Genomic DNA, 18,830 nt, shown 5'->3' with positions numbered 1-18,830 from the left:
CCTTTTCCCCCGAACGGTCAGATGCAGAGGGCCTGTCGATTCTCGTCGGTCCCAGATATAAAAGATAGCGGGGGCCGGAGACAGGCAAATGAATGAAGTCATTAACTTCGGCAGCATCAATCTCGAATTCTTCCACACCAAGGAAACGACGGCCGGCAGCCTCGACATGTTCCGCATGACGGTCCAGCCCAGAGGCCGCGTCCCGGTGCCGCATTATCACGAGAGCTGGGACGAAGCGGTCTACGGTCTCTCCGGCACCTTGCATTTTACCGTCGACGGCAAGACTTCCCCGGTCGGGCCTGGCGACACGCTCTTCATCAAGCGCGGCGTCGTCCATGGTTTCAACAATGTCACCGAGGAACCTGCCACGTGCCTTTCAGTGCTCACCCCTGGCGTGCTCGGTCCCGGCTATTTCCGCGAGATCGCCGCCCTTCTCAGCGCCGGCGCGCCCGACCCGCAGCGCATCAAGGAGATCATGCTGCGTCACGGGTTGGTGCCAGCGCCACCAAAGGCGTGATCAGTTCCCGGCGAGCGCCTTCAGGATGCGTTTGCTCGGCCGGCCATTGGGTTTCATGCCGGCCTTCTTCTGCGCTTCCTTGATTGCCGCGACGGTGATCGGGCCGATACGGCCGTCCGCCTCGCCCTCATAATAACCACGCTGGATCAGCAATTCCTGCAGACGCTTGCGCTCGGCCCGGCTCAGGCCCGGATCATCGGTCGGCCAGGGCGTCTTGAGCGCAGCCTTGCCGGCCAGGCGGTCGGATAGGTAGCCGATCGCCAGTGCGTAGGACTCCGCCGCATTGTAGGAGAAGAGCGCATCGAAGTTGCGCGATACGAGGAAGGAAGGGCCTGACGGCCCCGCCGGCCGGATGAGTCCATAGGAGCCGCCGGACGGCAGTGCCGTGCCATCGGCGCGGGTGATGCCCTGCTTGACCCAGGCCGAGGCCGGCGCCTTGCGCGAGCGGCCGACCGGTCCCTTGTAGGAGGCCGGCACCTTCACCTCGAAGCCCCAGGGGAGACCCGACTGCCAGCCGGCCTTATCGAGGAAATTGGCGGCGGAAGCGAGCGAATCGGGAACCGAGTGGATGGTGTCGCGGCGGCCGTCGCCGTCGAAATCGACGGCAAGGCGGCGATAGGTCGACGGCATGAACTGCGTCTGGCCGAATGCGCCGGCCCAGGAGCCGGTGAGATCGGCCAGCCTGATGTCGCCGGCCTGGACGATACGCAGGGCCTGGATGAGCTCAGCCTTGAACACGGCCGGCTTCTTGCCGCCACACGCGACATTGGGCAGCGCATGCGGCAGGAAGAAATCACCCTTCTCGCGGCCGTAGTTGCTCTCGATGCCCCACAGCGCCGCCAGAATGAAGCGGTTGACGCCATAGGCCCGCTCGACCGAACGCAAGGTCTTGTCATGAGTACGCATCATCTTGGCCCCATCGACAAGCCGCGCCTCGTCGACCAGGAAGGCCATGTAATCCCAGATGGCGAGACGATATTCGGGCTGGGTCCTTGAGAAGCGCACCGCCTTCTCGTCGAAAGCGATACCTTTGAAGGCGGCATTGACGATGTCGGGCTTGATGCCGGCCTTCAGTACTTCGGCGCGCACACCTTTGACACAGGCTTCGAACGAGGCCCAGGCAGGGCTCGCCAGAAAGCCTGTCGCCAGCGCGACAGCACAGGTGCCGATCAAGCGGGGTAGAAATCGAGTCATGACGCCATCCTGATATTGAGGGTGCAGACTACCAGCTGGGCTTGCCGATGTGAATCACGCTTTGGTCAGAGCATTTGCAGCCAGTCATGTCCGGGATGGGCGGCCGCCAAGCATGCCTTGAGCCAATCCCGCTCGGCGCGGACCAGCTTCGGCAGGGCATTCATGAAGTCGGTCTCGTCCTTGCCGCGTTTGTGCTTCGCCTTGAACAGCAGCACCGCCGCCGGCTTCAGATAAGGCAGCCCGTCCCCGGTCATGCCGACCATTTCGCCGCGCGGTCGCATGATGGCCGGATTTCTTTTGTACTTCCACATATCCGGTGTTCCCGGCTCGATCATCATGTCGACCCGCCAGCACCGCGCCGCGCGGTCCTGGCACCAGATCTGCCAGATGGCCGCCGGCGGTTCCGCGCCGGCCGGCAGAGGCTCAACGATACCATCTCCGGCCGTGTAGAAATCCATGCCGGTCAGGACCTGGCGGAAGGCGGCCACGTCCTCACGCAGGATCGTGAATTCAAGATCCTCGTGATCACGGGTCTGGTGGCCATGCCAAAGGTCGAGAGCCCACCCGCCCGCTATGCACCATGGCCGCGCGATGCCGCTCAGCCGGCGGGCAAGCTCGGTCGGATGCCATGCGCACCACGCATCATGCGCCAGCGGTGTTTGAGAATTCATGAAATCGTCAGCCCCTATGAGGGGCCGGTCTATACGGCATCAGTCCGATCGGGTGAAGCCATCGGCGCTCCACACTTCGCTGCCGACGCCGTGATGGACGACAAAAAGCCCATCGGGATCGTACCGGTTCTTCACCTGCAGCAGCCTGTCATAATTGTTGCCCCAGAAAGCCTTCTGCCAATGCTCCTCGAAAAAGTCGCTTTCCGATACATAGGAGCCGGCCTCGGGCGCCAGCTCCCGCAGCTCCTGCATCGCCTTCTTCACGGCTTCCGCCTCCCGGCGGGCCGTGGCGACGTCAGGCTCATAACCTGGCACGCCGGGATAGGCCGGTGGTCTTGCGGCCCCCGAGATAGCCAAAGCGAAAGCGTCGAGAACTTGGGGATTCATCGCGGTGTCACGCGCTGCGGCAATTGCCTCGGATGGCGCTCCTGCCAATCCCTTGTTGAAATGAAGCGAAATGTTCCAATGCCGCGATGCGCGGAACAAGGCCTCGGCGAGAGGCGACTGCCGATCGCCGGCAAGCAGCGAAGCCGAAAGCCAGCGTGACTGGTAGCCATGAAAGACCTGTCCCGCCTCTTCTCTGTTGCTGGCCCAGAACAGATTTCCTTCAGGCGCGCCCGCCCTGTCGTCCTCCATGACGAGACCTGGCAGGCTCTTGAGAAAAGCCGGACTCCAGAAATCACGCGCCGGTGCGGCGAGAATGGCGGGTTCCTGCGCAAATGCATAATGCTGCGGCGAAGCCTTCACCCAGTCGAAGAAGGGCCGCCACAGTTCCTCCGCCTGCATCTGCTCCAGCCCCTGGAAGACCATGGCGATGCCGAGCTCATGACCGGGGCGGAAGTTGATCTGCTCGCCCCACTGCGGATTGAAAAGCGCCTCGGCATAGAAGGAAACGGTCCTGTCGATCAGGCGGCGGAAAGCCTCCGCCGATGACGCCTTGATGGTGGCGAAGACGCCACCAAAGAAGGCCGGAAAGTCATGCGTGCGCAAGGTCAGCCGCGTCACCACGCCGAAGCTTCCACCGCCCCCGCCCTTGATGGCCCAGAAGAGGTCGGCGTTGGTGCAGGCATTGGCGATCCGGATCTCGCCGTCGGCAGTCACGATCTGGACCTCGATCAGGCTCGCTGCCGCCAAGCCATAGGTTTTTGAAAACGGTCCGAAACCACCGCCCTGGACGAGCCCCGCCACACCGACAGTGAGACAGCCGCCGCCCTGGACATAACGCCCGGCCCCGCGCGCCACCGTGTCATAGGCCTGTCCCCACAAGGCGCCCGCCCCGATCGACACTGCCGTCTGAGGAGTGGAACAGTCTTGCGCCACAAAAGCGTCGTGGACGGTGATGGCGTTCAAACGGCGCGTCCAGATGAGGAGCGAGTCGGCGGCGCTCGATGCGCCGTGATAGCTGTGGCCACCACCTTTGACGACGAGCCGCAATCGATGCGCGCGGGCGAAATTGACTGCCGTTGCGACATCGGCTGCGGTCTCGGCCGCCACCGCATAGACACTTGGCCGCGAGGTCCAGGCATCGACCCAGCCCAGCGCCTGGGTCAAGCCCGCTTCGTCACCGAGGTAATACGGATTGCGCAGCCGGGCGAAGACGGCTGCCGTCCTCGAACGATCCGTCGAGCCGATGCAAGGCGTGATCGGAGACGCAACCGCGATCAGCCGGTCCTTCACCAAAGCGCGCAAGCCTTCCCAATCCACACGCGACGGCCAGCCCGGCGCGCCGGGACGGACGCGCGACAGTGGCTGGCTTGCGGCGGAGGACCAGCGCGGCAGGACGCCGGACAAACAGGCCAGCGCTGCACTCAGAAATAACCGCCGTTTCATCAGTCCCTCACCACGATGGGACAAGACGCCGCTACCATGCTACAGCAGCGGGCCACAGCAGACGGTATGGTGTTCAAGGTTCTGGCCATGAGACCCTCCTGTGGCACGATTGATGATGTCCCTGTGAGCCGGCGCGGACCTTTCAGAAAGCCTGAAGGGACGAATGGCGGGCCCTGCGCCACGAGCGGCGGCGCCCCATGACGGCAGAGACCGTTGAGCAGCCTGAAAGAACCTTCCGGTTCCCCCGATGGCTATGGCTTTGTTATGCGCTGATGCTCGCGGCGATCGCCGCGGTCGGCGCCACCTCGTTCTGGATGGAAGCGGGCCGCGAAGCCTCTTCCACGCCGCTCTGGCCCTTGGCGATCGATGAAGCCACCAGCGTCGCGACCGTCTTCGCCCTCACCCCGCTGCTTCTGCGCTGGGCCGTCAGGCTCGATCCACGCCGCATCGGATGGGGGCTGGTTCTGCTCGGCCATGCCGCCGGGGCGATCGGCTTCAGCCTCCTGCACATAGCCGGGATGATGCTCGCCAGATTTGCACTCTATCCGTTGTTCGGCGGCGCCTATCACCTGGATGGCGAGCCGTTCCTCACCCGTCTCCTCTATGAAGGCCGCAAGGACAGCCTCACCTATGTCGGTTTGGTCGTCGGTGCATGGCTCCTCAAGATCGTGTTCGACAGGACGTCGCCTCCGGTTTCCTCGCCTGAGACGCCATCTCGACTGGAGATCCGTGACGGCGCCAAACGCTACTGGCTCGCGACAAACGATATTCTGTGGGCGGAAGCCGCCGGCAATTATGTCGAGTTGCATCTCACCGACCGTAGTCTGTTGCGCCGGCAGACCTTAACGGCCCTCGAAAAGGAGCTGGCCGACCGCTATTTCGTGCGCATCCACCGCTCACGTCTGGTGAATGTCAAACACGTCACCGCGACAGAGACCAATGACAGTGGCGACTTCACCGTGACGCTCACCGACGGCCGGCAGATCTCCGGCGGCCGGCGCTGGCGCAGCGGTCTCGACGTTTTGGCAAAAAGCTAGAGTCACAGGCGCAAAAGGTCACGTGGTCCCCTGCCGGACATGATGATAGGACGAAACCGTCGCCAATCATCGAGGTTTCGTTGCGGAAAGACATCCATAATTCCGGCATTCCGGTCCTCTGCGTCGCCTGCGAGGCGCGGCATCGCGGTGTGTGCGGTGCGCTTACGTCCGAGCAGCTCGTGGCGCTCGCCAAGTCGTCGGTGAAGCACAAGGCGCCGCAAGGCGAAGAGCTGGTGGCCGACGCCGAGCATGTCGAGCGCTATTCCAATGTGATGTCGGGGGTGGTGAAGCTGAGCAAGACCCTGGCCGATGGGCGCCAGCAGATCGTCGGCCTGCAATTTGCGCCCGATTTCGTCGGTCGCCCATTCCGCACCGAAAGCGCCGTCACCGCGGAAGCCGCGACCCAGGTCGATCTGTGCTCTTTCCCGCGCCAGGCGGTCGAGCGCATGATGGTGGAGCAGCCGGATTTCGAACATCGCCTCCTCCAGCAGACGCTCAAGGAGCTCGACCAGGCGCGCGACTGGATGGTGACGCTCGGCCGCAAGACGGCGGCCGAAAAGGTGGCGAGCTTCCTTCTCATGATCGCCCGCAACGTCCATCCCACTCAGGCCTCGGCAAGCGGCAGCACTTTCGACCTGCCGTTGTCGCGCAGCGAAATCGCCGACTTTCTCGGCCTTACCATCGAGACCGTCAGCCGCCAGCTGACGCGGCTCAGAACCGAAGGTGTGATCCGCATCGAAGGCACCCGTCATGTGACGGTCGAAAATCTGGACCGGCTGACGGCGCAGGCTGGCGACTAGAGCGCCTCCCGCCAAAGTTGCTCGACTTTGGCGATAAAGAAGCGCTCCAGATCATATGTCTTCGAGCTTTTTACCCGTTTTGATCGAATCGGAACGATTCGATCAAAACGGGAAGGGCTCTAAGACTCGGCGGGGCGGATGGCGGCCAGGATATGATCGCGTTCAAAGGCGATATGTCGGCGCGCCGCTTCGAAGAAGGCGCGCAGCATGTAGCCGAAGGCCTCCGGATTGGCGACGGCTTCGCCATGGCCGACGGCGAGCAGCATTTCAGTCAGATCCTCGGCAGCGCATTCATCCTCGAGATGCTCGGTCTTGAGCCGGGCGATGACCGCCGCCTCGTCACGTTGTGCCGCGAAAGCGGGGAAGACCGCTTCCTCCTCGAGACGATGGCAGGCGCGCAGCAACGGCACGAGATTGCTGGCGACGGAGAGACACCGGAAGCGATCGACCCGCGCTGGCAAATTATCGGCGATCTCCTCGAGTGCGGCGCAGAGATCAAGCTTCGCCGCATGCATACGTCCCATGTCGATGCAGGGCACATGCTCGCCGGCGCAGCATATGGTGCCGAGCGGGCAATCTTCCAGCTTGCGGCAGTTCCGCGCTTCCTGTCTCATGGCATTTCGTTCTAACCGCTGTAGCGGCGCGGCGATTTGATTTGGGTCAAACCGGAGGTGATTTCATGGATTGGGACGACCTCAAGATCGCGCATGCCGTTGCCCGCCATGGCTCGCTGAGCGCCGCCGCGCGGGCCCTGGGCTCGACGCAGCCGACGGTGAGCCGCCGTCTCAATGCGTTGGAGCGCCGGCTCGGCGTGAAGCTGTTCGAACGTGAAGCGGGCGGGCTGACACCCGGTCCCCTGCTCACTACGCTGCTCGAGCCCCTCGATGAGATGGACGAGCTCGCCGGCGCGGTGGAACGGCGCATCGCGGCGCGCGACACCGGCCTCAAGGGCACGATCACCCTCACCAGCCTCGCCTGGTTCGGCGACGACGTGCTGGCCCCCCTCCTGGCGCAGTTCTGCATCCGCCATCCCGATGTGATCATCGACCTGATCAACGACCCGCGCCGCTTCAACCTTTCTCGGCGCGAGGCAGATGTCGCGGTCCGCGTCGGCAATTTCGACCAGGGCGATCTGGTCGAACGCAAGGTCGCCGACGTTTCCTACGGCCTCTATGCGTCGGAAACCTATGTCAGGCGCCACGGTCAACCGGATTTCGCCAGAAAGGGCGCCGACCAGCATGTCGTTGCGCTCAATCCGTCACCGATCAAGGTGGTGCCCATCGAGTGGCTGAAGGCGATGCTGCCGCGCGCCGCCATCGTGCTCAGAACCAATGGCGTGCAGTCGCATGTGGCGGCGCTCGAAGCCGGTGAGGCGATGGCAGCCTTGCCCCGCGTGATCGGCGATCGCAGGCCGGGCCTCGTCCGGTTTGCAACCCCGATCCCCGAACCATCGCAGCCCGTGAAGATCGGCGTCCATGCCGACCTGCGCGATACGCCGCGGATCCGCAGCGTCATCGACTTCCTGGTGCAGGAGCTGAAGCTCATGGCGCCGGAGCTCAACCCGGCTCCCTGACCCGCCATACGCGGGTGTAGACCGGCCATACGCTCGTACCGGCTTTCACCTTTGCGGCGGCTTCGCCAATTCTGGCGGAAAGGAGCCGTGCCGGTGATCAGCAATTCCTCGCTTCACGCCAAGACCCGCCTTGCCGCGATCCTCGCTTTGCTCTCCGGCGCGATGCTGATCGTGTCGCTCGATCAGTATATCGTCATCGTCGCTTTGCCCGATATCGGCCGCGATCTCGGCTACTCACCACAAAGCCTGCAGGCGGTCGTCAGCGCCTATGTCATCGCCTCCAGCGGCTTTCTACTTTTGGGCGGCCGCGCCTCCGATCTCCTGGGCCGCCGCCGTGTCCTGCTCGTCGGCCTCTTCCTTTATCTCGCCGCCTCACTCGCCGGGGGGCTGGCGAATGGCGTCTTCATGCAGCTCGCCGCCCGCGCCGCGCAAGGGCTGGGTGGCGCGCTCGTCTTTCCGAGCACTCTCGCTTTGATCAACGTCCTTTTTCGCGAGGGCGAGGAACGCAACCGCGCGCTCGGCGTCTGGGCAGGCGCCGGCGCCGCCGGTCTCGTCATCGGCGTGCTGGCCGGCGGCGCGCTCACCAGCGCCTTCGGCTGGCGCGCGGTATTTCTGGTCAATGTGCCGCTCGCCGGCGCCGCCATGATTGCAGCCTTGGCCCTTATCGGACGCGATCCGCCCGTGGATCGCAGACGCGCTTTCGATCTTCCGGGCGCGATCACGGTCACCGGCGCCGTGACCCTTATCGTGCTGGCTTTGGTGCAGGGCCCGGTCTTCGGATGGCTCTCGCCCCTCACCATCGGCATTCTGGTCCTTGGCCTCGGGCTCGCTCTGCTCTTCGTCCTGATCGAACGGCGCAGCACCGACCCGCTGCTTCCCTTCGCGATGCTGCGCAATCCCTGGCTGGTGCTCGGGGTCGCCATCGCTTTCCTGTTCATGGCGACCTTCGGGGCTCTCCTCTATTTCCTGTCGATCTTCTTCCAGGATGTACTGCGTTATGACGCGCTCTCGACCGGGCTCGCTTTCCTCATTCCGACCGCCGTCGTCGTATTGGCGTCGACCTTCGCCGGCCGCGCGGCGACCCGCTTCGGCCTGGCGCCGACAATGATCGCAGCGCTGGCAACCGGAGTCATCGGCGCGCTCGCCATCGGCCTCGCTTTGTCGCCGGATGTCCCCTTCATGGCGCTGGTGCCGGGCCTGGTCATCGTCAGTATCGGCGATGGTATCATCTTCACCACCATGTTCATCGCGGCCGCGACCGGAGTGCCAGATGAAAAACAAGGCGTGGCTTCGGGCATCGTCTCGACCACATCGGGAATGGGCGCCGCACTCGGCCTCGCCTTCCTCGTTCTGGTTGCCAATCAGGGCACGGCAGGGCTCGCCGATGAGGCTCTGCGCCGCGCCATGGCGGAAGGCATAACATGCGCCGCCTATGTGATTGCCGGTGGCGTGATGCTGATGCTCGCCATCGTGATTGCCTTTCAGGCAATCCAGCGCCAGCGGAAGGCGACGTCTCTATCGTGATGCCCTTCCAATCCGGGTGAGACCTGCTCTAAGGTCCGTCCGGGAGCTCATCACGTGACTGATACACTTGCGACCGGAATCCCAGCCGAGCCTGCCGGATCGATTCCGGCCCGGCGCATCCGGCTCTTGGCGTTCCTCGCCATTGCTGTCTTCATGCTCGCCGGACCGGTGATCGAGCAGTTCGCCGGGACGCGCACGGTGTTCTGGCGCTCCTGGACGATGTTCAGCGGCATTGGAATCGGCCTGGTCGATGCCTCCTTCTCCGTCCGGCAGCCGGACGGCACCTCGGCGCCGATCGACCGCTTTGCGGTTCTCGGCGAACGGCGCAACGGCAAGCTGCGACGCATCGAAACCTCTGAAGAACTCACTTCCATCATCGAGCGGCTCTGCGCCGCCTTAGGCTCCGGCGCCGATCTGCGCGTCAAAGCGCGCCAGGCGACGCGCGACGGTTGGCGGATCATCAATACGGGGGAGCAAAATGCCTGCCCTGGCTGACCGCTTCGCCGCATGGGCCGTCGACACCTATGGCTCATCACGTTCTTCGGCTCTGATCCGCATCGGGATCGCCATGCTCTTCTGGTCGCGCTGGGCGGGCGAGCTTTTGCTGTACATGAACCAGTCCATCATCGGCCTCGTTCTGTCGCTCAATTTCTTCCTTGCGACGACCTTGCTGTTCATCGGCTACAAAAGCCGCCTGGCGGCGCTGTGGACCGGAATCGTCGGGCTGGTGATCTATTTCTATTTCGGCCATGCGCTCGGTCGCGAGCCGTGGACGCATCACCATACCTACCTGCTCGCCATCACCGCCCTGCTCCTCACACTCACGCCCTGCGAGCGTTCCTTCTCGCTCGACCGCTATCTGGCCGTGGCGAGGGCCGAGCGCCGGGGACATCCCCCGCCGCCCGAACGGGGCAATCTCTGGGGCTTGCGGCTCATCGTGCTGCAACTCTCGGTGCTCTATTTCTTCTCGGCCTATGACAAGACGGGCTTCGCCTTCCTGAGCGGGGCGCGGCTCGAGCACATCTTCCTTTGGTTCTATGCCGGCTCCGACTATCCGGACCTTCCTGGCCTGCCGACACTCGCCATGCTCGCCGCCATCAGCGTCGTGCTCGTCGAATATGCGCTCGCCTTCGGGCTGCCCTTCCGCCCGACCCGGCGCTATCTGGTATGGGTCGGCCTCGCCTTTCACGCCATCCTCTATGTCACCTTGCCGGTCTATACGTTCAGCGCCACGATGATGCTGCTCTATCTGGCGTATTTCGATGCCGACGATGTCGACAAAGTTATCCGGCGTGTGCAAGGGTTGGAGATCGAGACAGCGACAAAAGAGACGGCATCGTGAAACACCTCATGGCGACGGCATTCGGCATAGCTCTCCTGGCCGGCCCGGCCGGTGCTTCGGATCCGCTTTATCCGAAACGCGTTTGGGGCGGCTTCACCGGCGGTGAGATGAACACCTCCGTCCTGGTCTTCCGCGACATCAACCGCAACGGCGTCTATGACATGGGCGACCAGCCGATGCCGAATGTGGCGGTCGAGCTCGGCAAGCCTGGTGGAGACATCCATATCGAACGGACCAATGTCAGCGGATTCGCCAATTTCCGGATGTCGGTCGTGAAGCGCGATCGTGAAGTCACCGATCCCGGCCGCTACACTTTCGCGATCAAGCCGCCGCCGGGCTGGTCGGTGACGACAGGCAATGAAAAACAGGACAGCGAGTATGTGGTGACGCCCGGCGCGCCCGGCGATATGATCGCGCGCAAGACGACACATCCGGTCGGCCTTGCGGCGGATCTGACGATCAGCGGCACGGCGCCCGCCGGCGTCAAGGTCACAGCCAAGGGCCCCGATGGCGGCCACCGCGTGACGCAGGCCGACGCGGACGGGCGCTTCCGCCTTCCGGCGACACCAGGCGAGTGGAAGGTCGAATGGGCGTCCGAGCGCCGGAACGTCACGGTCGCGCAAGCGCCGGTCGTTCTGGCCGCCTTCTCAGAAAAGGCGAAGAGTGATGCAGCACCACTTCCCGTTTCACATGTGACGGGCTTCGACGATCTGGCGACCTCGGGTGTGTTCGAGGTGCCGTCCGGCTATGGCGGGCTCGACTGGTACAATCTCGTCGCCATGCATCAGCGTTTCACCGGCGGTCCCGGCTACATCAACGCCGCCATGTCGGGCGACTTCATCGCCTATAACAGCTCGGGCCATCCGGCGACCGTGTCCAGCCGCGCGCCTTTCGATTTCACCGGCGCCTATTTCGGCGCCGGCTGGGATGATGCCGAAGGTGAAACTCTGCTTATCAAGGCCTGGCGCGGCGAAGAGCCCGTCTATGAGGACCAGGTCACGCTGTCGGCTCTGGGGCCTGTCTATTTCGCCGCCGAATACCGGCGCATCACCCGGATCGAAATCAGGACCGAGCACTACTGGCAGGCGGCCATCGACGACTTCGCCTATCGTACCGAGAAGTAAATCCGGTCAGCAGGATTGGCCGGTCTGCGGCCCGCAGAAATCCGGATCATAGCGGTCGGATCCGGAAGTCCCCGCAGCACCCTCTCCGCGGCTTCCCCCTGGGCCGGCGCCGTTCCCGGCGCCATTTCCAGCGCCGTTGCCGCCGTTCCCGCCGTTACCACCATTTCCTCCGTTGCCGCCATTCCCACCGTTGCCGCCATTCCCACCGTTGCCGCCGTTACCACCATTCCCGCCGTTGCCGCCGTTACCACCATTCCCGCCGTTGCCGCCGTTACCACCATTCCCGCCAGGCCCGCCACCGTTTCCGCCGGCGTCGCCACCATTGCCATCCGCCACGCGCTGCCGGTCGTCCTTGGTGTCAGCCCGATGGCCGTCGACCGACAGAAGGGCGACCTGGACGGCTTCGGCGCGTGGATATGATGCGTCACTCGCTGCAGCGGCGGGCGCGAGCAAGGCGGCCGCGCATAGAAGGCCAGTGGACATCAGGCAACCGATGCACGACACGGCACGTTGTGAGATGGGCCGATACAAATGCATGTGAGAATCCCCGAACGGCAGGCTGACGGCACAATCCCTAGCAGCCGCTCGCGCCGCGTCGGTAGAGGGCAAGCCGAATGCACCCAAAAATAGTAGAGTGCCGGATCAGCCCGCCCGCATCATGTGGGAAGCGTCTGGCTCGTCATGCCCTCTCCTCGCTCAGACGGCGTGCAGTGCCGGCTCGCTTGGCGCGCGGTGGGTGCGGCGCAGATGGCCTTCGCCCCATTGGCAGAGGCTGGCGACACCGTCATTGAGGGTGTTGCCATGGTCGGTCAGCGAATAGACGACCTTGGGCGGCGAGGCATCGTGGACCTCGCGGCGCACCAGCCCGTCCGCCTCCATCTCGCGCAATTGCTGGGCCAGCATCTTTTCGCTGATGCCGGGGATCAGCTGGCGCAAGCGGCCGAAGCGGCGCGGCGTCTTCTGCAACTCGCACAGGATCTCGACCTTCCATTTGCCGCCAATGACACCGAGCGCCGTCGAGAAACCGCAGTCCTTCGGAATGACCGTCATCCTTCGTCTCCTTACCCGCAGGTTAGTGCTAACCCGGCGGTGCGTGTTGTCCGAGCCTTTCGGCCTGCCTAGCTACTGGCCACAACATATAGGAGTTCGGACATGAAGACACGAGTGAGCGTTCTGGGTCTGGGGCGGATGGGGTCGGCCCTGGCGCGGACCTTGATCAAAGCCGGGCATCCGAGCAACGTGTGGAACCGCAGCCCGGACAAAGCGCAGCCGCTCGCTGCTTTGGGCGCCACTGTAGCGGCAAACGTGCGCGAGGCGATTGCGGCATCCGACATCGTCATCGTCAACGTGACCGATTATGCGGCGTCACAGGTGCTGCTGCGCGATCCCAAGGTCGCCCAGACCTTGCGCGGCAAACTCATCGTCGAGCTGAGCTCCGGCACGCCACGGGAGGCACGCGAGGCGGCACGCTGGACGGAAGGCCAAGGCGCTCTCTATCTCGACGGCGCCATCCTCGCGACTCCCGACATCATCGGCAGCACAGCGGCCATGATCCTCGTGTCGGGCCCCCTCGCCGCCTTCACCGCGCATCAGGAGACGCTCGCGACCCTCGGCGCCGTCAGTCATGTCGGCGCGGATCCGGGCACCGCCGCGGCCCTGGAAGCGGTGGGGCTGAGCCAGCTCTGGGGTGGGCTCTTCGCCGCGCTGCATGCCATCGCCATCGCTGACGCCGAGGGCATTCCGTTCGCGACGCTCGAGCGGCAATGGAAAGACGGCGTGCCGGTCATCGAAGGGCTAGTCGCCGATCTCATCAAACGCACGGCGGGCAAACGCTTCGCCGCCGATGCCGAGACTCTTTCAACCGTCGGCGTTCACACCCATGCCTTGCGGCATCTCGCCGATATCAGCCGGATACACAATCTCGATCCCGGCTTGACACGAACCTATGCGGCGCATTTCGAGCGCGCCGTCGCGGCGGGCCATCTCGAGGATGATTTCGCCGCGATGACGCAGTTCACCAGGATCGCCCCAGAAGCCGCGCCCAAGGCGGCAGATGGAACACGGCCATCAAGGCATACATGACGGTCATGCCGCTCAAGGGCGACATGCCGGCAGTCGAGCAGATGATGGACGCCGGATCGCCACCGAGAAGACCCGTCGCCAGCGCCATGACCGCGAAGGTAGGTGCGGCGGCGAAACTCAGATAACGGATTGCTTCTTCGGTGGCGATGGTCATCGCGTCTCTCCTCAGGCGACGTTCTTCAACGACGCATATTCATCGCGGCGGCGGAACCATAAGCCCGTCTCGTTACGGCCGAGGGGGGCGCGGTCGAGCCACTGATACATGCCCCACAGGCCGTCGAGCCCGCGCGCATAGGCGGAATAGGTGTGATAGATATCACCGCCTTCCCGCACGAAGGTGCTGAGGCCCGGCCGGTCGCGGCCATAGGTGGCGGGATCGACACCGGAGCTCGCGGCGAAGGCGACGACCGGCGACGGCTCCTCCAGACTGTCCATGGCATGGCTGTTGCGCTCATAGTTGTATTCGATATTCCCCTGGCGCTGCTGCTCCTCGGTGTAGGCGACGTCGAAGTCGAAATTGAAGTCGCTGTCCTGCGAGGAGGCCCAGGGGAAGCTCCAGCCCATGCGCTTCCTGTAGTCGAGAAGCTTCGCCAGCGGTGCGCGCGATACCGTCCACAACATCACGTCATGATTGGCGAGATGGCTGAAGATACCATTATAGCCATCGGCGATCGATGAGCAGGATACGCAGCCGGCCTTGTAGTCGGGGCCGAACATGAAGTGATAGACGAGAAGCTGCGAGCGCCCCTGGAAGAGATCGGCGAGCGTGGCCTTGCCCTGCTCGGTCTCGAAACGATAGGCCTTGTCGAGCTTGACCCAGGGCAGGTCCTGGCGCATCCGCGCCAGCTCATCGGCGCGGCGGGTGTGCTCCTTCTCGGCCTTGAGCAGCGCGACGCGGCGGCTAAGCCATTCCTTGCGGGATGCGATTTTATGCTTGGTCATGGGGTTTCTCCTTTGTGGTGAGACGACTCTAGGGTTGGAACCGGGCGCGGTGGGAGTGACAATGCTGGCGGGATTTCGTCAGTGCTCCATGTGATCGAGGCACAGCAGGTCGCGATAGGCGCAGAGATCGGTGAGGAGTTGCTTGTGCTCGGCGAGGATATTGGCTTTCTCGGCGGCGCCGATCATCTGGATCATGTAGCTGTGCTCGGGGTTTCCCTGCTTGTCGACGAAGGGATAGAGCAGGCTGTCGAAGTTGGTGAAGTCGGGCGCGGCGCCGATCTCGGCATTGGTGAGATAGGGCGCGTAGAACATCAGATGCGGCATCGCCATGGTGCTCACCTTGAAATCGGGCGGACCCAAAGTGCGCATGATCGGCGCGATCATGTAAGAGAGGCCGGGCTTGGCGGGCACCGGATAGGTCTTGTCGCGGAACCGCTTCTCGACCTCGGCCTTGAGCTCGGCCGGCCCCATCCCTTGCGCCCGCATCGCCGCCGTATCCATGATGTATTTGAGATAGGTCTTCGTGCCCTCGGCGTCGTAGCAGAGCGGCACATAGATATCGTTCCTGAAATCGCCAAGCTCCCATTGGGTGCGCTCGACGATGCAGGTGATGCCGTTCGAACCTTCCTGCGCGAGCTTGTAGCCGGTCTTGGGGTCGAGCAGATGAACGGTCGCCTTGTCGCGCAGATGCGGCGGCGCGGCGCTCAGAGCGAGTGCTATCTCGAGCTTCGGCGGCATGGTGTCGAGGGTCGTGTCGATAGCATAGCCTGGCGTCGCGAAGCCGAGGATGGCGATGAGTGCGGTGATGAAGGTGGGTTTCATGAGAGACTCCTGATCAGAATGTCCGGGTGGTGTCGCAAGTGGAGAGACAGGGAGTGGATGGACCACCCGCCCCCCACCCCGACGCTGCGCGTCGTCCCTCCCCGCAAGGGGGAGGGAAAAATAGTCACTTGGCGAAGCGGCGGTCGTAGTCTTCACGCAGGCGCAACCAACCGGCCCAGAAGGGCTCGGGCTCGAGGCCTTTGGCGCGGGTGACGAGGATGTCGAGATGCATGTGCCAGCCGGCGGCGATGGCGAGCAACGTGTCGCGATCCGCGAGGCCTTGATGGGTGACGCGCAGGAGCACCCGCCTGCCCCGCGGCTCGATCTCGAAAGTCACGTCGCCGGTGTCGTCCCAGGTGATGGACAGGCGATGCGGCGCGGCGATTTCGGTGATGCGGCTGTGGAGCCGGTATTCCTCCTCGAAACCTTCCGGGCGTTTGCCCGGCGGCTCGCTCAATTCGTCATTGCGCCAGACGAATTCGAAGGGAGCGCCCCTCTCCAGCACCATCTCGCCCGCCGCCAGCCAGTGCTTGCGCAGATTGCTTTCGGTGAGCGCCGCCCAGACGAGATCGACGGGGCCGGGCAGAAGGCGCTCGATGGTGAAAGTCGCGGGCTCCGTCAGCACGCCATGGGAGTCGAATGCGATGTGGTTCATAACCGGTCTCCTTTCCGAGGTGGTTGTCAGTGAGGATAGTGACGGCTATCGATGGGGTGGGAGTGACAAGTGTGGCGGGATTTCCATGGACTCACTGATCACGGCCGCGGCGCGCGCTCTGGCGGGCGGTGATCCGCTCGGCGCCTTGAAGCGGGTGGCGCTGCGCGAGGACCCGCCGGCACTGGCGCTACGCGGTATCGCGATGGCGCAGCTCGGCGATCTCGACCGCGCCAAGATTCTTCTGCGTCGGGCGGCACGCGCCTTCGGGCCCAAGGAAGCGGTGGCCAGGGCGCGCTGCGTCGTCGCCGAAGCGGAAGTGGCGCTCGCCGCGCGCGATCTGGGCGCGCCCGACAATTTGCTCGACCAGGCGCGCGCGGTACTCGAAGACCATGGCGACCGCGCCAATGCGGCGCATGCGCATTATCTCACGGTGCGCCGGCTCCTCCTTATCGGCCGGCTCGACGACGCCGAAAAGCAGCTTGAGCATCTCGACCCCACGCCTCTGCCGCCGGCGCTGCGCACCGCGCATGAGCTGGTGGTGGCCGGCATCGCGATGCGCCGCATCGACACCAGGACAGCACGGACCGCCCTGGCGCGGGCGCAGCAGGCGGCAAGGCAAGCGCGCATTCCGGCGCTCATCGCCGAAGCGGAGAATGCCGCCCGCCTTCTCGATGCACCGGCGGCGCGGCTCATCGCGCAAGGATCGGAGCGCCCTCTCCTTCTCGATGAAGTCGAGAAACTCTTCGCGTCGAAGGCCCTCATCATCGATGCCTGCCGCCATGCGGTGCGCGACCGCAAGACCATCGTGTCGCTGGCGACGCGCCCGGTCCTCTTCGCGCTCGCCCGCGCGCTCGCCGAAGCGTGGCCCAAAGACGTGGCGCGCGATGTGCTGCTGGCGCGGGCCTTCGGGGCGAAGCACGCCGATGAATCACATCGCGCCCGCCTGCGCGTCGAGATCGGGCGCCTGCGCCAGAAGCTCGGCAAGCTGGCGCGCCTCAGCGCCACCGAACGCGGCTTCGCGCTCGAGCCGCCAATGGGACAGGAGGTCGTGGTGCTGGCGCGGCCGGTGGAAGAGAAACACGCATCCGTGCTGGCCTTCCTCGCCGACGGCGAATCCTGGTCGAGCTCGGCCTTAGCGCTGGCGCTCGGATCGAGCCAGAGGAGCGTGCAGCGGGCGCTCGAGGAACTGGCGCTGGCGAAGAAAATTCAGTTCTATGGCCATGGCCGGGCGCGCCGCTGGATGACGCCGCCGCTGCCCGGTTTCACGACGACATTGTTACTCCCGGCGCCTCTGCCGAACGACTAGATGTCGCCCGACAGCGAAAGGAAAGACATCATGAAACGATCGCAAGCCGAGATCATCCGCGAATATGGTCCCTTCCCCGGCATCGACCAGGTGGGCGGGGTCACTTATGACGGCACGAATGTGTGGCTCGCCGCCGGCGCAACCCTCGCCGCCCTCGACACCGAAAGCGGCGAGACGGTGCGCGCTCTCGATGTGGCGGCGCAGGCCGGCACCGCCTTCGACGGCGAGCATCTGTGGCAGATCGCCGATGCCCGCATCCAGAAGGTCGACCCCAAGACGGGCCGTGTGCTGGCCACCATTCCGGCGCCGGGCGCCGGCGGCGATTCAGGCCTCGCCTGGGCCGAAGGCACTTTGTGGGTCGGGCAGTATCGCGACCAGAAGATCCATCAGATCGATCCTGAGACCGGCAAGATCCTGCGCACGATCGAGTCGAAGCGGTTCGTCACCGGCGTCAGCTGGGTCGATGGCGAGCTGTGGCACGCCACCTGGCAGGATGATGAAAGCGACATCCGCCGCATCGATCCGCAAACCGGCGAGGTGCTGCAGCAGATCGACATGCCGGCGGGCGTCGGCGTGTCGGGTTTGGAATGGGATGGCAAGGACCGGTTTTATTGCGGCGGCGGCAAAAGCGGCAAAGTGCGCGCCGTGCGCAGACCTGAGTGAAGGAGGACAGTCATCATGAAAAGATCGCAAGCCGAAATCATCCGCGAATATGGCCCCTTCCCCGGCGTCGAGCAGGTGCATGGGCTCACCTATGACGGCAGGAACGTGTGGTTCGCCGCCGGCGAGACGCTGAACGCGCTCGATACCGACAGCGGCGAGACGGTGCGCTCGCTCGACATTCAGGCGCATGCCGGCACCGCCTTCGACGGCGAGCATCTGTGGCAGATCGCCGAAGCGCGCATCCAGAAGGTCGATCCCAAGACGGGGCGCGTGCTGGCGACCATCCCGGCGCCGGGCGGCGGCGGCGATTCAGGTCTCGCCTGGGGCGAAGGCACCTTGTGGGTCGGTCAGTACCGCGACCAGAAGATCCACCAGATCGATCCCCAGACCGGCAAGATCCTGCGCACGATCGAGTCGAAGCGGTTCGTCACCGGCGTCAGCTGGGTCGATGGCGAGCTTTGGCACGGCACCTGGCAGGGCGAGGAGAGCGACATAAGGCGCATAGATCCGAAAACGGGCGAAGTGCTGCAGCAGATCGACATGCCGCCCGGCATCGGCGTCTCGGGCCTCGAGGCGGACGGCAAGGACCGCTTCTATTGCGGCGGCGGCAATAGCGGCAAGGTGCGCGCGGTACGCAAACCCAAGTGAGGCTGGGTGCGATCCTCATCACACTGATGAACAATCCCCTCTCCCCCGTCGGGGGCGAGGGTAAGGAAACCGAAAAAGCGACTTCCGCTGTTATTCCCCT

General features: G+C 64.4%; 22 protein-coding genes. 13 read left to right on the top strand and 9 right to left on the bottom strand.

Going from position 1 to position 18,830, the window contains the following annotated elements:
• Positions 1–88 precede the first annotated feature (88 nt).
• Positions 89–517 (top strand): cupin domain-containing protein, encoded by a 429-nt coding sequence (locus tag JHL16_RS05915; protein ID WP_200183957.1) that lies wholly within the window; start codon positions 89–91, stop codon positions 515–517.
• Here JHL16_RS05915 and JHL16_RS05910 read toward each other — a convergent pair whose 3' ends face one another.
• From JHL16_RS05910 to JHL16_RS05900, 3 genes are all read right to left on the bottom strand, one after another.
• Positions 518–1,711 carry a lytic murein transglycosylase gene (locus tag JHL16_RS05910; protein ID WP_200183956.1) on the bottom strand — a complete coding sequence of 398 codons (1,194 nt, stop codon included), beginning with the start codon at positions 1,709–1,711 and terminating at the stop codon, positions 518–520. It abuts the gene before it with no gap.
• A gap of 65 nt (positions 1,712–1,776) precedes the next feature.
• Complete coding sequence (locus tag JHL16_RS05905) at positions 1,777–2,382, bottom strand: nucleotidyltransferase domain-containing protein (RefSeq protein ID WP_200183955.1); 606 nt, start codon at positions 2,380–2,382, stop codon at positions 1,777–1,779.
• Positions 2,383–2,421: 39 nt separating this feature from the next.
• Positions 2,422–4,212, bottom strand: coding sequence for an FAD-binding oxidoreductase (locus JHL16_RS05900; protein ID WP_200183954.1), 1,791 nt, complete (start codon positions 4,210–4,212; stop codon positions 2,422–2,424).
• A gap of 197 nt (positions 4,213–4,409) precedes the next feature.
• Between JHL16_RS05900 and JHL16_RS05895 the strand changes: the two genes are divergently transcribed.
• Both JHL16_RS05895 and JHL16_RS05890 read left to right on the top strand, forming a co-directional pair.
• The gene (locus JHL16_RS05895) at positions 4,410–5,249 is read left to right on the top strand and encodes a LytTR family DNA-binding domain-containing protein (RefSeq protein WP_210345957.1); all 840 of its coding nucleotides are present in this window, start codon (positions 4,410–4,412) and stop codon (positions 5,247–5,249) included.
• A gap of 80 nt (positions 5,250–5,329) precedes the next feature.
• The gene (locus tag JHL16_RS05890; RefSeq protein WP_210345956.1) at positions 5,330–6,049 is read left to right on the top strand and encodes a Crp/Fnr family transcriptional regulator; all 720 of its coding nucleotides are present in this window, start codon (positions 5,330–5,332) and stop codon (positions 6,047–6,049) included.
• 119 nt (positions 6,050–6,168) lie between these two features.
• Here the strand turns inward: JHL16_RS05890 and JHL16_RS05885 are convergent, their stop codons facing one another.
• Positions 6,169–6,663 carry a hemerythrin domain-containing protein gene (locus JHL16_RS05885; RefSeq protein WP_348647174.1) on the bottom strand — a complete coding sequence of 165 codons (495 nt, stop codon included), beginning with the start codon at positions 6,661–6,663 and terminating at the stop codon, positions 6,169–6,171.
• A gap of 65 nt (positions 6,664–6,728) precedes the next feature.
• Between JHL16_RS05885 and JHL16_RS05880 the strand changes: the two genes are divergently transcribed.
• From JHL16_RS05880 to JHL16_RS05855, 6 genes are all read left to right on the top strand, one after another.
• Complete coding sequence (locus JHL16_RS05880; RefSeq protein WP_200183952.1) at positions 6,729–7,622, top strand: LysR family transcriptional regulator; 894 nt, start codon at positions 6,729–6,731, stop codon at positions 7,620–7,622.
• A 93-nt stretch (positions 7,623–7,715) separates the two neighbouring features.
• A complete protein-coding gene (locus JHL16_RS05875; protein ID WP_200183951.1) occupies positions 7,716–9,146 on the top strand; it encodes an MFS transporter in 1,431 nt (476 codons plus the stop codon).
• Positions 9,147–9,200: 54 nt separating this feature from the next.
• A complete protein-coding gene (locus tag JHL16_RS05870; RefSeq protein ID WP_200183950.1) occupies positions 9,201–9,641 on the top strand; it encodes a hypothetical protein in 441 nt (146 codons plus the stop codon).
• On the top strand, positions 9,625–10,488 hold the full coding sequence (locus JHL16_RS05865; RefSeq protein WP_200183949.1) for an HTTM domain-containing protein: 864 nt from the start codon (positions 9,625–9,627) through the stop codon (positions 10,486–10,488). The genes JHL16_RS05870 and JHL16_RS05865 overlap by 17 nt, the downstream gene beginning before the upstream one ends.
• Before the next feature lie 8 nt (positions 10,489–10,496).
• On the top strand, positions 10,497–11,612 hold the full coding sequence (locus JHL16_RS05860; protein ID WP_200183948.1) for a hypothetical protein: 1,116 nt from the start codon (positions 10,497–10,499) through the stop codon (positions 11,610–11,612).
• A 15-nt stretch (positions 11,613–11,627) separates the two neighbouring features.
• Positions 11,628–12,032: a hypothetical protein gene (locus tag JHL16_RS05855; protein ID WP_200183947.1), complete on the top strand. Its 405-nt coding sequence runs from the start codon at positions 11,628–11,630 to the stop codon at positions 12,030–12,032.
• A 276-nt stretch (positions 12,033–12,308) separates the two neighbouring features.
• Here the strand turns inward: JHL16_RS05855 and JHL16_RS05850 are convergent, their stop codons facing one another.
• Positions 12,309–12,662: a winged helix-turn-helix transcriptional regulator gene (locus JHL16_RS05850; RefSeq protein WP_200183946.1), complete on the bottom strand. Its 354-nt coding sequence runs from the start codon at positions 12,660–12,662 to the stop codon at positions 12,309–12,311.
• A 102-nt stretch (positions 12,663–12,764) separates the two neighbouring features.
• On the opposite strand from JHL16_RS05850, the gene JHL16_RS05845 reads away from it, so the two are divergent.
• A complete protein-coding gene (locus JHL16_RS05845; RefSeq protein ID WP_200183945.1) occupies positions 12,765–13,694 on the top strand; it encodes an NAD(P)-dependent oxidoreductase in 930 nt (309 codons plus the stop codon).
• On the opposite strand, the gene JHL16_RS05840 is transcribed toward JHL16_RS05845, so the two are convergent.
• From JHL16_RS05840 to JHL16_RS05825, 4 genes are all read right to left on the bottom strand, one after another.
• Entirely contained in the window at positions 13,627–13,848 is a 222-nt protein-coding gene (locus JHL16_RS05840; protein ID WP_200183944.1) for a hypothetical protein, read from the bottom strand. The genes JHL16_RS05845 and JHL16_RS05840 overlap by 68 nt on opposite strands.
• A gap of 11 nt (positions 13,849–13,859) precedes the next feature.
• Positions 13,860–14,636 carry a DUF899 domain-containing protein gene (locus JHL16_RS05835; RefSeq protein WP_200183943.1) on the bottom strand — a complete coding sequence of 259 codons (777 nt, stop codon included), beginning with the start codon at positions 14,634–14,636 and terminating at the stop codon, positions 13,860–13,862.
• Between the two features lie 78 nt (positions 14,637–14,714).
• The gene (locus JHL16_RS05830; RefSeq protein WP_200183942.1) at positions 14,715–15,458 is read right to left on the bottom strand and encodes a hypothetical protein; all 744 of its coding nucleotides are present in this window, start codon (positions 15,456–15,458) and stop codon (positions 14,715–14,717) included.
• Between the two features lie 124 nt (positions 15,459–15,582).
• Positions 15,583–16,113 carry an SRPBCC family protein gene (locus tag JHL16_RS05825; protein WP_200183941.1) on the bottom strand — a complete coding sequence of 177 codons (531 nt, stop codon included), beginning with the start codon at positions 16,111–16,113 and terminating at the stop codon, positions 15,583–15,585.
• Between the two features lie 85 nt (positions 16,114–16,198).
• On the opposite strand from JHL16_RS05825, the gene JHL16_RS05820 reads away from it, so the two are divergent.
• From JHL16_RS05820 to JHL16_RS05810, 3 genes are read left to right on the top strand one after another with little or no spacing between them, the layout of a single operon-like run.
• On the top strand, positions 16,199–17,419 hold the full coding sequence (locus JHL16_RS05820) for a helix-turn-helix domain-containing protein (protein WP_200183940.1): 1,221 nt from the start codon (positions 16,199–16,201) through the stop codon (positions 17,417–17,419).
• A 30-nt stretch (positions 17,420–17,449) separates the two neighbouring features.
• The gene (locus JHL16_RS05815) at positions 17,450–18,082 is read left to right on the top strand and encodes a Vgb family protein (RefSeq protein WP_200183939.1); all 633 of its coding nucleotides are present in this window, start codon (positions 17,450–17,452) and stop codon (positions 18,080–18,082) included.
• A gap of 15 nt (positions 18,083–18,097) precedes the next feature.
• Entirely contained in the window at positions 18,098–18,730 is a 633-nt protein-coding gene (locus JHL16_RS05810) for a Vgb family protein (protein WP_200183938.1), read from the top strand.
• Positions 18,731–18,830: the final 100 nt, after the last annotated feature.

Source organism: Taklimakanibacter albus, assembly GCF_016595235.1.
GTDB lineage: Bacteria > Pseudomonadota > Alphaproteobacteria > Rhizobiales > Aestuariivirgaceae > Taklimakanibacter > Taklimakanibacter albus.
The sequence above is the reverse complement of the archived record's forward strand: the minus strand, read 5'-3'. Positions and strand labels throughout refer to the sequence as shown.

What these genes read in the sequence shown, in the direction of transcription:
- JHL16_RS05915 (WP_200183957.1), top strand. Translation starts at nt 89, where the DNA reads ATGAATGAAGTCATTAACTTCGGCAGCATCAATCTCGAATTCTTCCAC.
- JHL16_RS05910 (WP_200183956.1), bottom strand. Translation starts at nt 1,711, where the DNA reads ATGACTCGATTTCTACCCCGCTTGATCGGCACCTGTGCTGTCGCGCTG.
- JHL16_RS05905 (WP_200183955.1), bottom strand. Translation starts at nt 2,382, where the DNA reads ATGAATTCTCAAACACCGCTGGCGCATGATGCGTGGTGCGCATGGCAT.
- JHL16_RS05900 (WP_200183954.1), bottom strand. Translation starts at nt 4,212, where the DNA reads ATGAAACGGCGGTTATTTCTGAGTGCAGCGCTGGCCTGTTTGTCCGGC.
- JHL16_RS05895 (WP_210345957.1), top strand. Translation starts at nt 4,410, where the DNA reads ATGACGGCAGAGACCGTTGAGCAGCCTGAAAGAACCTTCCGGTTCCCC.
- JHL16_RS05885 (WP_348647174.1), bottom strand. Translation starts at nt 6,663, where the DNA reads ATGAGACAGGAAGCGCGGAACTGCCGCAAGCTGGAAGATTGCCCGCTC.
- JHL16_RS05880 (WP_200183952.1), top strand. Translation starts at nt 6,729, where the DNA reads ATGGATTGGGACGACCTCAAGATCGCGCATGCCGTTGCCCGCCATGGC.
- JHL16_RS05865 (WP_200183949.1), top strand. Translation starts at nt 9,625, where the DNA reads ATGCCTGCCCTGGCTGACCGCTTCGCCGCATGGGCCGTCGACACCTAT.
- JHL16_RS05860 (WP_200183948.1), top strand. Translation starts at nt 10,497, where the DNA reads ATGGCGACGGCATTCGGCATAGCTCTCCTGGCCGGCCCGGCCGGTGCT.
- JHL16_RS05850 (WP_200183946.1), bottom strand. Translation starts at nt 12,662, where the DNA reads ATGACGGTCATTCCGAAGGACTGCGGTTTCTCGACGGCGCTCGGTGTC.
- JHL16_RS05845 (WP_200183945.1), top strand. Translation starts at nt 12,765, where the DNA reads ATGAAGACACGAGTGAGCGTTCTGGGTCTGGGGCGGATGGGGTCGGCC.
- JHL16_RS05840 (WP_200183944.1), bottom strand. Translation starts at nt 13,848, where the DNA reads ATGACCATCGCCACCGAAGAAGCAATCCGTTATCTGAGTTTCGCCGCC.
- JHL16_RS05835 (WP_200183943.1), bottom strand. Translation starts at nt 14,636, where the DNA reads ATGACCAAGCATAAAATCGCATCCCGCAAGGAATGGCTTAGCCGCCGC.
- JHL16_RS05830 (WP_200183942.1), bottom strand. Translation starts at nt 15,458, where the DNA reads ATGAAACCCACCTTCATCACCGCACTCATCGCCATCCTCGGCTTCGCG.
- JHL16_RS05825 (WP_200183941.1), bottom strand. Translation starts at nt 16,113, where the DNA reads ATGAACCACATCGCATTCGACTCCCATGGCGTGCTGACGGAGCCCGCG.
- JHL16_RS05820 (WP_200183940.1), top strand. Translation starts at nt 16,199, where the DNA reads ATGGACTCACTGATCACGGCCGCGGCGCGCGCTCTGGCGGGCGGTGAT.
- JHL16_RS05815 (WP_200183939.1), top strand. Translation starts at nt 17,450, where the DNA reads ATGAAACGATCGCAAGCCGAGATCATCCGCGAATATGGTCCCTTCCCC.
- JHL16_RS05810 (WP_200183938.1), top strand. Translation starts at nt 18,098, where the DNA reads ATGAAAAGATCGCAAGCCGAAATCATCCGCGAATATGGCCCCTTCCCC.